11 protein-coding genes are annotated in these 13,728 nt (G+C 48.3%); 3 read left to right on the plus strand and 8 right to left on the minus strand.

Translation table 11 applies throughout. From position 1 onward, the window contains the following. Nucleotides 1-107: 107 nt before the first annotated feature. Nucleotides 108-1,301 carry a transglycosylase SLT domain-containing protein gene (locus I6E49_RS00750; RefSeq protein ID WP_235399841.1) on the minus strand — a complete coding sequence of 398 codons (1,194 nt, stop codon included), beginning with the start codon at nt 1,299-1,301 and terminating at the stop codon, nt 108-110. Nucleotides 1,302-1,408: 107 nt separating this feature from the next. Here I6E49_RS00750 and hisG point away from each other — a divergent pair, with 107 nt between their 5' ends. The 3 genes from hisG to hisC all read left to right on the plus strand — a co-directional run bounded on the left by hisG (nt 1,409) and on the right by hisC (nt 4,661). Further along, the gene (hisG, locus tag I6E49_RS00755; RefSeq protein ID WP_235399840.1) at nt 1,409-2,260 is read left to right on the plus strand and encodes an ATP phosphoribosyltransferase; all 852 of its coding nucleotides are present in this window, start codon (nt 1,409-1,411) and stop codon (nt 2,258-2,260) included. A 66-nt stretch (nt 2,261-2,326) separates the two neighbouring features. Beyond that, nucleotides 2,327-3,619: a histidinol dehydrogenase gene (gene hisD / locus I6E49_RS00760; protein WP_235399839.1), complete on the plus strand. Its 1,293-nt coding sequence runs from the start codon at nt 2,327-2,329 to the stop codon at nt 3,617-3,619. Between the two features lie 4 nt (nt 3,620-3,623). After that, the gene (gene hisC, locus I6E49_RS00765; protein ID WP_235399838.1) at nt 3,624-4,661 is read left to right on the plus strand and encodes a histidinol-phosphate transaminase; all 1,038 of its coding nucleotides are present in this window, start codon (nt 3,624-3,626) and stop codon (nt 4,659-4,661) included. Nucleotides 4,662-4,964: 303 nt separating this feature from the next. Here hisC and lpdA read toward each other — a convergent pair whose 3' ends face one another. From lpdA to I6E49_RS00800, 7 genes are all read right to left on the minus strand, one after another. Beyond that, entirely contained in the window at nt 4,965-6,329 is a 1,365-nt protein-coding gene (lpdA, locus tag I6E49_RS00770; RefSeq protein ID WP_235399837.1) for a dihydrolipoyl dehydrogenase, read from the minus strand. Between the two features lie 21 nt (nt 6,330-6,350). Then, nucleotides 6,351-7,805 (minus strand): aminomethyl-transferring glycine dehydrogenase subunit GcvPB, encoded by a 1,455-nt coding sequence (gene gcvPB / locus I6E49_RS00775; RefSeq protein ID WP_235399836.1) that lies wholly within the window; start codon nt 7,803-7,805, stop codon nt 6,351-6,353. Next, entirely contained in the window at nt 7,802-9,130 is a 1,329-nt protein-coding gene (gene gcvPA / locus I6E49_RS00780; protein WP_235399835.1) for an aminomethyl-transferring glycine dehydrogenase subunit GcvPA, read from the minus strand. Before gcvPA ends, gcvPB begins: the two co-directional genes overlap by 4 nt. Before the next feature lie 153 nt (nt 9,131-9,283). Continuing rightward, nucleotides 9,284-9,664, minus strand: coding sequence for a glycine cleavage system protein GcvH (gene gcvH / locus I6E49_RS00785; protein ID WP_235399834.1), 381 nt, complete (start codon nt 9,662-9,664; stop codon nt 9,284-9,286). Nucleotides 9,665-9,716: 52 nt separating this feature from the next. Continuing rightward, nucleotides 9,717-10,805 carry a glycine cleavage system aminomethyltransferase GcvT gene (gene gcvT, locus I6E49_RS00790; RefSeq protein ID WP_235399833.1) on the minus strand — a complete coding sequence of 363 codons (1,089 nt, stop codon included), beginning with the start codon at nt 10,803-10,805 and terminating at the stop codon, nt 9,717-9,719. Nucleotides 10,806-10,829: 24 nt separating this feature from the next. Beyond that, nucleotides 10,830-11,834, minus strand: a complete 1,005-nt coding sequence (locus tag I6E49_RS00795; RefSeq protein ID WP_235399832.1) for a lipoate--protein ligase — start codon at nt 11,832-11,834, stop codon at nt 10,830-10,832. 117 nt (nt 11,835-11,951) lie between these two features. Further along, nucleotides 11,952-13,727, minus strand: coding sequence for an ABC-F family ATP-binding cassette domain-containing protein (locus I6E49_RS00800; protein WP_235399831.1), 1,776 nt, complete (start codon nt 13,725-13,727; stop codon nt 11,952-11,954). Nucleotide 13,728 lies beyond the last annotated feature (1 nt).

Consider the following 13,728-nt stretch of genomic DNA (forward strand, 5'->3'; position numbering starts at 1 on the left):
TTTTGTATAATTTGTTTTAAACGATTTACAAAATTACATTTTTTTTGTTAATCGGGCAAAGGTTATCCGATATTAAATTCGGCAGACCTTCTTTTGCGCTTCAAATACTACAATTTAAACCTGTGTTTTCTTGCTGCTTTGTGTGGAATGTCGCCGCCAGGTGTGATTCCGGGCAAGAATTTAGTTGCTCCGTTTCCTCTGACAGCACCACGATACTGGCGCCATCTGTCATGAATGCGTGCTACATACGTCACGGTTTCGTGTCCGCGCATATATCCGTGTTTCACCACTGGGTCATTATAATATTGTGGAGTGCTGAGTTTCAGAACAAACTCTGCCACGTCAGACCATTTATATTGGTTTTTGCCGTATTTCCTTGTCAATGCCATTGCGTCGCGTATATGAAACGCCCCACCGTTGTAGCTGCCGAGTACAAATGACTGGCGCTCCAAGGGATCTCTTACATCTTGGAAGCAAGAGTTTAATTTATTTATATAACGTGTTGACGCATAGATATTTTCCTCGGGGTCGTAAATCTTTGATGTCGGTAATCCAAGCTCGGCTGCAGTAGAAGGCATTATCTGCATCAGTCCGCAAGCTCCAGCCCACGAGTAAGCCTTTGGGTCGAAGCACGACTCTTGATAGCATTGCGCTGCGAGCAGTCGCCAATCCCATCGTGCTATTGGCGAATACTTGATGAAGAGATGGTCGTATTGCGATATTATACCAGACTTGGCGTTGAGCATAGGAGCGTAAGTGTGTCGATGTACGCTCTGTGTGGAGTATCGCAGTCGCTCTTCGTTCTGTATTTGTGCTATCAGTTTGGGTGTGTACCAGCGATTGATTGAGTCTGCCAATTCCTTCGAATCCTTGCCGGTCAGCCACGAAGTCTTCAGCGAATCTACAGCATATCCGCATGGGATAGTACCTTTTGTAGCCTTTGGCATCTGGCAGGCGATGAGGTCGGCTTCACCGTCCTTAAGTCGTCTGAGCATTTCATCGGTACTCTTGCACACCTCAACTCTGAGCGATACGCCTAAGTGCTGGGCAAACTTCTCGCACAGCAGAAACTGAGTACCCATGCCACGTCCGTGATATTCGAAATAAGTGTCAGGACCGCTCATCGTCAGCATTATCAGTTCGCCGTTCTGCATCATGTCGTCCATAGAGAGATTGGTACTGATGGCATTAGTGTCGGCATCAATCGGTTCGCCCCAAGGGGTCATTTCCTTGTTCTTTTTCTCGCTGCATCCGCAAATGCATATTGCGACCAAAATAATGTATAAATATTGTAATTGCATAGAATATACGTCTATTTTGCTTACAAAAGTACAATAATTCTTGCATAATACCTAAAAATAGGTTACTTTTGCGACACTTTAAGGTAAGAAATCTAATTTTTCAGAGTATGTTAAGAATTGCAGTCCAATCTAAGGGTCGTCTGTTTGACGATACCATGAATTTGCTTGCAGAGGCCGATATTAAGGTAAGCACAAGCAAGCGCACACTTTTAGTACAAGCATCCAACTTTCCTCTTGAGGTTCTGTTTCTGCGTGACGACGACATTCCACAGAGCGTAGCTTCGGGCGTTGCCGACATAGGCATAGTAGGAGAGAATGAGTATCAGGAGCGTGGCGAGAATGTTCAGATATTGTCACGTCTTGGATTCAGCAAGTGTCGTCTGTCGCTCGCCATTTCCAAGGAGGTGAACTACACTGGACCTCAATGGTTCAACGGCAAGCGCATAGCAACTTCTTATCCTAACATCTTAAGTAAATACTTGCGCCAAAACGGAATAAACGCTGATATACATGTAATTACGGGCAGCGTGGAGATTAGCCCAGGTATTGGTCTTGCCGATGGCATATTCGACATTGTAAGTTCTGGTAGCACGCTGGTGAGCAACAATCTGCGTGAGGTAGAAATCGTCACCCATAGCGAAGCGTTGCTTGTAGGCAACTGGAATCTTGACGACGAGAAGCATCAGATACTCAACGAAATGCTCTTCCGCTTCTCGGCAGTACGTTCGGCACAGGACAAGAAGTATGTGATGATGAATGCGCCAAGGGCGAGCGTACCTGAAATAATCAAGGTGTTGCCTGGCATCAAGAGTCCTACAGTAATTCCTCTAGCCGAAGAAGGGTGGTGTTCTGTACATACCGTTCTCGACGAGAAGCGCTTCTGGTCAATTATAGCCAAACTTAAGGATTTGGGAGCGCAGGGCATACTTGTTACGCCTATCGAGAAAATGATTCTCTAGAGGAATCCAGACTGATAGAATCTATCTAAAAAAATAATCGACGTATATAATTGACGTATATTGAATATGAAGCTATATAAATATCCCGAACGATTGGAATGGGCAGAAATCTGCCAGCGTCCGCACTTGGACGTTTCGAGTCTCAATAGTGCCGTAGCTGGCATTCTCGACGATGTGCGCCTCAGAGGCGACGAGGCAGCAATAGAGTATGAGGCCAAGTTCGATCATGCCATGCTGGGTGAACTGCTGGTAAACGAGGAGGAAAAGGCAGAGGCAATGGCTGTCATTGACAGCGAATTGCTTGATGCCATAAAACTTGCCCACGACAATATTTACAAGTTTCATAAGGCTCAGTCGATGACGGCTTGCAAGGTGGAGACATCGCCTGGAGTCGTGTGCTGGCAAAAGCAGTTGCCTATAGAGCGCGTAGGATTGTACATACCGGGTGGCACGGCTCCGCTCTTCTCTACGGTGTTGATGCTTGCCACACCCGCCAAGATAGCCGGTTGTAGCGAGATTGTACTCTGCACGCCTCCTATGACTGACGGCAAGGTGAACCCTGCGATTCTGGCAGCCGCCAATGTGGTGGGTGTAGACAAGGTGTTCAAGATAGGCGGTGTGCAGGCTATTGGTGCAATGGCATACGGTACGCAGTCGGTGCCAAAGGTGTACAAGATTTTTGGCCCAGGCAACCAGTATGTCATGGCAGCCAAACAGCATGTGTCGTTGCATGAGGTAGCAATCGATATGCCCGCTGGTCCTTCAGAGGTATGCGTAATTGCCGATGCAGCGAGCAATGCCGAGTTTGTGGCTGCCGACCTTCTCTCGCAGGCAGAACATGGCATCGATTCGCAGGTATTGCTTATCAGTACATCTGAGGAGAAAATAGTCGCTGTGCAGCAGCAGATAGAAATGCAGCTGGCCAAGTTTCCACGCCGCGAAATAGCTGTGCAGACGCTCCAGAACAGCAAAGCTGTGCTTGTGCGAGATACAGATGAGGCCATCACCCTAAGCAATGTTTATGCCCCCGAACACCTCATCATTGCAACTGCCGACTATGAGCACTTGGCTGACAAGGTGGTGAATGCTGGCAGCGTCTTCCTCGGAGAGTATGCTTGCGAGAGTGCCGGCGATTATGCCAGCGGTACCAATCACACCCTGCCCACACACGGCTATGCTACGGCATACAATGGCGTCAATCTCGACAGCTTCATGCGTAAGGTTACGTTCCAGCACCTCACAGCCGAGGGCATCAGTTCTATAGGTAGAGCCGTGGAGGTGATGGCTGCCGCCGAACATCTTGACGCTCATCGTAACGCCATGAGTGTGCGCATGACCAAATTGAACTCTATTCATTAAAAATATGAAAACTCTTAGCGAACTTGTCAGACCCAACATTTGGAGTCTGGCACCTTACAGTTGCGCCCGTGATGAATTCAAGGGTAGGGATGCCCATGTTTTTCTCGATGCCAACGAGAGTCCTTACAACTCGCCCTTCAATCGTTATCCTGACCCTTTGCAGATGAAGGTGAAGGAGAAACTGGAACGCATCAAGGGTATTGCGCCCGATAATATGTGCTTGGGCAACGGTAGCGATGAGACTATCGACCTTGTTTACCGATGCTTCTGTCGGCCTGGTATCGACAACGTGGTGGCCATAGAACCTACCTATGGCATGTATAAGGTTTGTGCCGATGTCAACGATGTGGAGTATCGCAAAGTGTTGCTCGACGAGCATTTTCAGATCTCTGCCGATACCATGCTTTCTGCCTGCGACGACCGCACAAAAGTTATATGGATTTGCTCGCCCAACAATCCTACGGGAAATCTCATTAACTCTATCGAGATAGAAAAGATTCTTACGGCCTTTGAGGGCATTGTTGTAATTGACGAGGCTTACTCAGATTTCACCAAGGCTCGTGCCTGGCGTACCCGTTTGGCCGAATTCCCTAATATGATTGTGCTTAACACTATGAGCAAGGCTTGGGGAAGTGCAGCCATACGACTCGGTATGGCGTTTGCCAGCAAGGAGATTATCGGGCTGTTCAACAAGGTGAAGTATCCGTACAATGTCAACGAACTGACTCAGAATTTTGCCCTGCAGCGTCTTTCGGATGCTTTTGAGGTAGAGAAGTGGGTGCGTACAATCGTTGTGGAGCGTGAGCGAATGGTAGTGGCGTTCAGCCAGCTGCCCATCTGCGAGAAGGTTTATCCTACCGATGCCAATTTCTTCCTCGCCAAGGTGAGCGATGCTCCCAACATCTACACTTACCTCATCGACCGTGGCATCGTAGTGCGCAATCGCAACAATGTGCAGCTTTGCCATAACTGTCTGCGTATAACGGTAGGGTCGAAGAAGGAGAATAATGAATTGCTGGCTGCATTGAGACAATATTCATAAAGAACATATAGATAGAAACATATGTTCCGTATGAAAATGTAAAGATAAAGCTAAAATTTATTTGTAATTACAAAAAACTCGTTGTATATTCTCCTATTGTAGGTGTGCAACGAGTTTTTGTTTTGTTACGTTTTATTCCTTACTTTCTATTGATGCTATAGTATCTTCGTTGGTTTTACTACAGTACTTTAATAGGATTACTACAGTACTTGTCGTAAGTACTGAGGTTAAGTATATTCAAGTAGGAGGTAAATACCAATAATTAGTATTTACCTCCTACTTGAATATTTGTATAGTTTATTATTACAAAGCCATATCGTGTAGAATCTCAGAAAGAGTGGGGTGGATGTGTATGATATTGGCAAGTTGTGGCAATGTAGTGCCGCTGTTCATCAAGGCAGAAATCTCCTGAACCATATCTGCCGAGTGTGCGCCAAAGGCGTGGCATCCTATGATACGCTGATTTTCGGCTGTGTCGATGAGCAGTTTTATCATTCCGTCAGTTTCGTTCATGGCGAGCGCCTTGCCGTTGGAGCGGTAGAAGCCCTTACGACACTCGTATGGATGCTGTGAGGCCTTCAGCTGGTCTTCGCTCAAGCCTACGCTTGCTGCTTCAGGATTGGTGAATATGGCAGAAGGCATGATGTCGAACTGAATGTCGTTGGGGCGGTTGAGTATGCTATTTACCACGTGCAGGCCCTGGAAAGTGGCAGCATGTGCCAGCAAACAGCGTCCGTTTACATCGCCAATAGCGTATACGCCGCTGACGTTGGTTTGGAAGTTGTCATCGACAACGATACCCTTTGGAGAGTATTCTATGCCGGCATTCTCCAAAGCTAGACCCTCCGTGCACGGCTTACGACCTGTGGCTATGAGCACTACGTCGGCATCAATGCTGACAGGTTTGCCCTTCTTTTCGAAGTTGACTGTCAGTTGTTTGGCACCTTCCTCACCCTCAGTTTGAGTTATACACTTGACAGCCGACTGCATGTAGAATTCGACACCACGCTTGCCTATGGTCTGGCGCAGACGCTTGGCTATGTCAGAGTCAAGAACAGGCAGACATTCCTTAAGGAATTCTATCACCGTGACGTTGCTGCCAAAACTGCTGAACACAGAAGCGAATTCCATACCTATGACTCCTGCACCTATTATGCATAGGCGTTTGGGCAGGTGGTCGATGTCGAGAAGCTCGGTAGAGGTGACAACTCCCGGTAGTGTAGTACCCTCGATGGGTGGGCATTTAGAGTCGCTGCCAGTGGCTATTATTATGTTATCGGCTGTGTATTGCTCGTCGCCAACTACAACTGTGTGAGCATCGGCAAACGAGGCTGCACCTCGCACAAATGTTATGCCGGGTGTCTGCATGAGCGTCTCCACACCGCTACGCAGTTGGTTTACAACCTCCAGTTTGCGTTGCATCACTCTGCCGAAGTTGAGAGCATAGCCTTCGCCATTAAGGCCGAAGGTATCTGCATGACGCAATATATCTACTATTTCAGCGTTGCGACAGAGCGTCTTGGTAGGTATGCAACCACGGTTGAGACAGGTGCCGCCAGCCTCCGATTTCTCAATTATTGTGACCGAGAGCCCGTGCAGGGCAGCATGATGGGCGGCACGATAGCCGCCCGGTCCAGAGCCTATGATAATTATATCCGAATGTATCATATATATTGTTGTGTACGAATGCTATTGATTCATCTGTTTCCAAGTGAGTATAGGGTGCTTGGCTGCCAGAACGTCGTCAACACGTCCTACAGGAGTATTGTGTGGAGCCGTCTTCACTTCCTCAGGATTGTTCTTGGCTTCGTCGGCAATAAGTCGCAGCACTTCGATAAATGCGTCGATAGTTTCCTTGCTTTCGCTCTCGGTAGGTTCTATCATCATTGCCTCGTGGAAGAGCAGCGGGAAATAGATTGTGGGAGCGTGGTAGCCGTAGTCGAGCAGGCGCTTTGCCACGTCCATAGTTGTCACACCTGTCGACTTGTCCTTGAGTCCGTCAAATACAAACTCGTGTTTGCAAACGGTGGGGATAGGTAGTGCATAAACGTCCTTGAGCGACTCCTTGACATAGTTGGCATTGAGAGTTGCGAGTGGTCCTACCATGCGTATGTGCTCCTTGCCGAGCGAGAGGATATAGGCATAAGCACGCATCATTACGGCAAAGTTGCCGAAGAATTCGCCCACGTGTATATTGCCCTCGTCGCAACCTACAATCTTGTATGTGTCACCATCCTTAGCCACCTTAGGCACGGGCAGGAACTGCTCCAGTCCCTTGCGCACGCCTACCGGACCCGAACCAGGTCCGCCACCTCCATGAGGTGTCGAGAAAGTCTTGTGCAGATTTATGTGCATCACGTCGAATCCCATATCGCCCGGGCGACATACGCCGAGCATCGGATTGAGATTGGCTCCATCGTAATACATCAGTCCGCCACATTCGTGTACGAGCTGCTGAATTTCTGGTATCTTGCACTCGAAAAGTCCGAGAGTATTAGGATTGGTCATCATCATTGCAGCTACGGTGTCGTCAAGCAGACCGCGCAGGTCTTCGGTATCTACAACGCCATCGGCTGTAGATTTCACCTCAACAATCTCCAGTCCGCATACAGCAGCCGAAGCAGGGTTGGTGCCGTGAGCCGAGTCAGGCACAATCACCTTTGTTCGCTTCATGTCGCCACGGCTCTGGTGGTAGGCACGTATGATCATGAGTCCGGTAAGCTCGCCATGAGCACCGGCAAACGGGTTCAGAGTGAATTCTGAGAGTCCGGTGATGGCAGCCAGACTTTTCTGCATCTCGTAGTACACCTGCAATGCTCCCTGGCATGTCTGTTCGGACTGGAGTGGGTGCAATGCGGCAAACTGAGGCATGGCAGCCACCTCTTCATTGATGATGGGGTTGTACTTCATTGTGCAGCTGCCCAGCGGATAGAATCCGTTGTTGACACCGAAGTTGTTAGCACTAAGATTGGTGTAGTGACGAATTACGGTAAGCTCATCGCACTCAGGCAATTGTGCGTCTTCGTTGCGTCGCATTGCTTCAGGCAATTCATAATGTCCAAACTCGTTGTTTGGTAGTGAATAACCGCGTCTGCCGGGATGCGACAATTCAAAAATCAGATTTCCATAAAGACGGTTGTTCATAGCGTTTCCTCCTTTACAATATTTACGAGTTTGTCAATTTCTTGCTTTGTACGTTTCTCTGTTACGGCAAACATAAGTGTGTCCTCATCAACCTTTATTCCGCCCAAGATTCCGTATTCGATGAAGCGTTTCTGCAGGCTGTCGACATTGCCCTTATAGCGTACACAGAACTCGTTGAAGAAGCCCTGTGTGTATTTGTCCTCAAACTTGCCTGTAGCTATCAGTTGGTCGTGCAGATAGTGTGCTCCGTCGTACGACAGCTGTGCAGCCTCCTTGAGCCCTTCCTTGCCCATTACCGACATGTATATGGTGACAAACAGGGCCATGAGCGACTCGTTAGAGCAGATGTTTGAAGTAGCCTTCTGGCGACGTATGTGCTGTTCGCGTGCCTGGAGAGTGAGCACGAAAACTCGCTGTCCGCGGTTGTCGAGACTCTGTCCTACGATGCGTCCCGGCATCTTGCGCATAAGCTTCTCGGTGCAGCACATATAGCCAACAGACGGTCCTCCGAATGCCATAGGAATGCCAAGCGACTGTCCGTCGCCTACTGCAATGTCGGCTCCCCATTCGCCTGGAGTCTTGAGCAGGGCGAGGTCGGCAGCTACGCTGTTGATAACGAACAGGGCCTTGTTGGTGTGGCACGAATCGGCATATCCGGCATAGTCTTCCACGATGCCGTAATAGTTGGGCTGCTGTACGATTACGCCTGCCACGCCACCTTTGTCAAGACGCTCGCTCATCTGTGCCTTGTCGGTAACACCCTCGTTTTGGGCAATCATTTCTACGTTAAATCCGTGGAAATGGGCGTAAGTTTTCACAACATTTACGATTTTTGGGTCTACTGTGGTCGAAACAAGCACGGTATCAGTCTTCTTTGTCGAAGCCATAGCCATGATTGCAGCTTCGGCAGTAGCGGTAGAACCGTCGTACATTGACGCGTTGGAGATGTCCATACCGGTCAATTCGGCCATCATACTCTGATATTCGAAGATATAATGGAGTGTTCCCTGCGAAATTTCTGCCTGATAAGGGGTGTAGCTCGTGAGAAATTCAGAGCGTGAGATGATGTTGGGCACTATAGCCGGAGTGTAATGGTCGTAGCATCCTGCTCCGGCAAATACTGTGAGACGCTGGTTTTTGTTGCCGATTTTCTCGAAGAATGTACGTATGCCTGCTTCGCTCAAGGGTTCGGGCAAGTCATACTCTCCCTTGAAACGTATCTGTTCGGGCACGTCAGAGTAGAGATCGTCCAGCGACTCCATTCCCGCCTTTGCAAGCATCTGCTTTATTTCTTCCTCGGTATGTGGAAAATACTTGAAGTTCATAGTTTGATTGGGGATTTTAGTAATTGAATATTCGGAAATCCAATAAATCATAAGCAGGGAATCAGGAGGCTGAAACATTGTGATTGAAAAATGCTTAGCTATTCTCCTAATTCCCGACTTCCTATATTATTGTTTCCTTAAAATCAGACTTCTTTATGCTTTGCAGAAATCCTCGTAGCCCTGTGCATCCATAAGGTTGTCGAGCTCGGCTGTATCAGAGAGCTGAACCTTGATAATCCAGTTTTCGAACGGATCTTCATTGAGCAATTCAGGCTTGTCTTCGAGAGCTTCGTTCACCTCAACTACAGTACCAGATACAGGTGAGATAAGGTCGCTTGCAGCCTTTACGCTCTCTACTGCGCCGAAATCCTCGTCAGCCTCTACTTCGTCGTCTACTTCGGGAAGGTCAACATACACGACGTTGCCGAGTGCGTTCTGGGCATAATCTGTGATGCCTACATATGCGAATTCGCCTTCTACCTTTACATATTCGTGTGACTCTGAATAGTAGAGTCCTTCAATTACTTTTGCCATAAATGTTATTAGTTGTTAGTTATTTATAAGTTATTAGTTCACTAATTATCTATTATTTCTTGTAATGCTTGTCGTAGAAGCGCTTTTTCACTACTACGCCAGGGAATGTCTTTTTGCGGATTTGCACCTCAAGCTCTGTGCCAAGCTTGGCATAGCGTGCATCTACAAGTGCCATACATACCGACTTGTCGGTAGAAATAGTGTGATAGCCGGTAGTAACCTCGCCGACCTCTTCGCCTTCGTGCAGAATTTTGTAGCCATGGCGTGGAATGGCACGGTCGCTGAGTTCGATGCCTATCACCCGCTTGCTCACGCCGTTGGTCTTCTGCTCTACAAGAGCCTCCTTGCCGATGAATTCGGGTTTGTCAAGCTTGCAGAACATGCTTAATCCTGCCATAACGGGTGATATTTCGTTAGAGAGTTCGTCGCCATAGAGCGGGAGTCCTACCTCAAAGCGCAATGTGTCGCGACATCCGAGTCCGCAAGGCTTGCAACGTCCCGATGCAAGGAGCTTGTCCCATTGCTCGTTGATGTATGCGTGCGAAGCGTATATTTCAAATCCGTCCTCGCCTGTGTAGCCTGTACGACTGATGATGATTGTCTCGCCAGCCACGTCGATGGTCTTGGTGGTGTAGAATATCAGTTCCTTGCATGCCAGACCCAATACTTCCTCTACCACTTGCTCGGCCTCAGGGCCTTGCACGGCAAGCTGTCCGTAGTCTTCCGAGCAGTTTTTGAACTCTACGTCGTATCCCTCCAGATGGCTTTCCATCCATGCTACGTCCTTGTCGATGTTGGCAGCATTGATAACGAGGAAGAAGTCGTTCTCTGCCATCTTGTATACGAGCAGGTCGTCTACTGTTCCGCCATTTTCATAGCACATCATTCCGTAGAAAATCTTGCCTGGTTCGGCTCCGCGCACGTCGTTGGTAAAGATGTGGTTGACGTATCGTTCGGCATCAGGGCCCTTTACGGTCACTTCGCCCATGTGCGAGACGTCAAACACTCCACAATGCCGGCGCACAGCGTAGTGCTCGTCGGCGATGTTTGAATACTGGATTGGCATGATGAAGCCGCCAAAGGGCTGCATCAAGGCTCCGAGAGCTACATGTTTGTCATAAAGGCACGTTTTCTTTTCCATAAAAGATTAGTATTTTTGTAAGGTTTATTGTTTTTTCTTTACGTCAGTTGGTGTTTTTTTCATTATAAGGCTGACAAAGTCGTCCTTCTTCAGATTGAGTATCACGTTGTCAAGCTGCTGTGGCAGGGCTGCGCTTATGGCATCTGCTGTGTAGGCTGTACCTTGCAGTTTGGCTATAATCTGTTGCCCGATGTCGCCCACCAGGAAGAAGTCGCCCTTGATGTCGATGTCTTTTATCACGTCGTTCTTCATCTCCATGCTTATCACGAAGTCGCCAACGCCCTCTATACGTCCGCTACGGATTATGTTGTAACTTGGGTTATTGCCGTAGATGAATTCTGGGGTGAGATATTCTTCTTCGATGTGTGCTATCTGGGCTATTGCGTCGTCATATAGTACGATTTCGCCATTGCATAGGTTGCGTCGTGTGAAGTCTTTAAACTCTTCGATGTCAAGGCTTATGTGGTCCTTGAGGAGTGTGATGTGTTGGCGCACGCTTTGTATTCCTTTCGACACAAGTTTCTCGCACGAAGGTGTTATTGCGCCTACCATATTCTCTATATTGGTGTCGTAGAGCATTGTGCCATGCACTATGCTTCGTCCGGGTATGTGATAGAAAGCGTTGCCCGACACCTTGCGTCCATCTATCATTATGTCGTTGCGTCCGCTTGTTTCGGCAGGTATTCCGAGTTTGCGTAGCATTTCTGACACCATATTTATATATTTGCTGAATGTGAGGCTTACATTCTCGTCGGGGGTGATGTAGGAGAACATAATGTTGGTCATATCAGCATATACGCAGCCTCCTCCGCTTTTCCGACGATATGTCTGTATGTTGTGCTGTCGACAGTAGTCTATGTTCACCTCGTTTTGTATGAGTTGGTTGCGCCCGAAGATAACCGTCGGGTCTACCTGCCACATGAAGAAATACTCGCCCTTTTCGAGATGTCGGGCAATGTATTCTTCCATGGCAAGATAGAAGGTGAGCCTTCTTTTAGGTTTGGTATTATTTAAAGTTACGTATATCATATATAATGTGTAATCTCGTTAGGTTATTGGTAACAACTGCAAACTTACACAAAAATATTTATATGCGTTAATCTTTAAGCACTTTTATTTTTAATAATTCTGAAAAAAGCGCATCGATTAGTCTATTTCAGACAATTCGAGCCACCTCATTTCCTTTTCTTCGAGGTTTTCTTTTACGATAGGCAGGCGTTTGCTTTTCTCGGTAAGCAGTTCTATCGATAACGTTCCGCTGCAAAGTTCTTCTTCTATCGCCTTCTGCTCTTGTTCAAGTGCCGCAATTTCCTTCTCAAGGCACTCGAATTCGCACTTCTCCTTATACGTCTTTTTGCGTCGTTGCTCGCCTACAAACTCTCTTTTCTCCTTCTTCTCTGAGGTGGCGTTAGGCTTGTCGGCTGCTTCGGCCTTGGGCTTTAACGACTCCCATTCGCGGAACTGGGTATAATTGCCAGGAAAGTCCTTTATCTCGCCGTTGCCACGGAATACGAGCAGGTGGTCGACAATCTTGTCCATAAAGAATCGGTCGTGCGACACTATGATGACGCATCCAGGGAAGTCCTGCAGATACTCCTCCAGCACCTCCAGCGTCTGTATGTCGAGGTCGTTGGTAGGCTCGTCGAGTACGAGGAAGTTGGGGTTGCGCATCAGTACTGTACACAGATAGAGCTTTCGGCGCTCGCCACCCGACAGTTTGTACACATAGTCGTATTGCTGCTCGGGGGTGAAGAGGAAGTGTTGTAGCAACTGTCCTGCCGTGATATGCTTGCCTCCACCATAGTCGACATATTCGGCTATGTCAGATATTACGTCTATTACGCGTTGCTGGTCGTTGAACTTCATGCCGTCCTGCGAGAAATAGCCGAACCTTACCGTGTCGCCTATGTCAAACTGTCCGCTGTCGGGTTCTGTCTCGCCGAGCAGCATCTTGATGAAGGTGGATTTTCCTGTACCGTTGTTGCCTACGATACCCATCTTCTCGAAGCGCTGGAAGTTGTAGTAGAAGTCTTTCAGTATGACCTTCTCGTCGAAAGCCTTAGATACATATTGGCACTCGAATATCTTGGAGCCGATGTACACATTCTTCGACTTGAGTCGCATCTGCCGTTCTTCCATGCGCTGCTTTGCCTTGGCTTCAAGGTCGTAGAAAGCCTCCTCGCGATAACGGGCCTTGTGTCCACGTGCCTGAGGCTGTCGGCGCATCCATTCCAGTTCGCGTCGATACAGATTGTTGGCACGTTCTATTTCGGCACGTGTGGTGTCAATACGCTCCTGTCGCTTTTCCATATAGTAGCGGAAATTGCCGCGATAGGCATATATGGTGTGGTTGTCGAGTTCGAGAATCAAGTTGCACACGCGGTCGAGGAAGTATCGGTCGTGCGTAACCATCAGCAGCGTCTTGTTGCCTCTTGAGAGGTAGCCTTCGAGCCATTCTATCATCTCAAGGTCGAGGTGATTGGTCGGCTCGTCGAGTATGAGCAGGTCGGGCTCGGTTATGAGCACATTGGCAAGAGCTATGCGCTTCTGCTGTCCGCCGCTCAATTGGCCCATAGGCTGATTGAGGTCGGTAATGCGCAGCTGCGTAAGTATCTGTTTGGCCTTGAGTATCTTGTCAGGGTCGCCGTTGTGGTTGAAGCAAGCGTCGAGTACCGACTCTTCAGGGTCGAACTTGGGCTGCTGCTCAAGAAATCCCACACGTATATCCTTGCGATATATGATGCTGCCCGAATCAACCGATTCCTTGCCCGAGAGGAGCGAGAGGAGTGTAGTCTTGCCCGTACCGTTCTTGGCTATGAGTCCTACGTGCTGGCCTTCGCCTATCGAAAACGAGATGTTCTCGAACAGCACATGTGCCCCGAAAGCCTTCGATACATTTTGAACGTCAAGTAATGGTGTCATT

This window comes from Leyella stercorea, assembly GCF_021531655.1.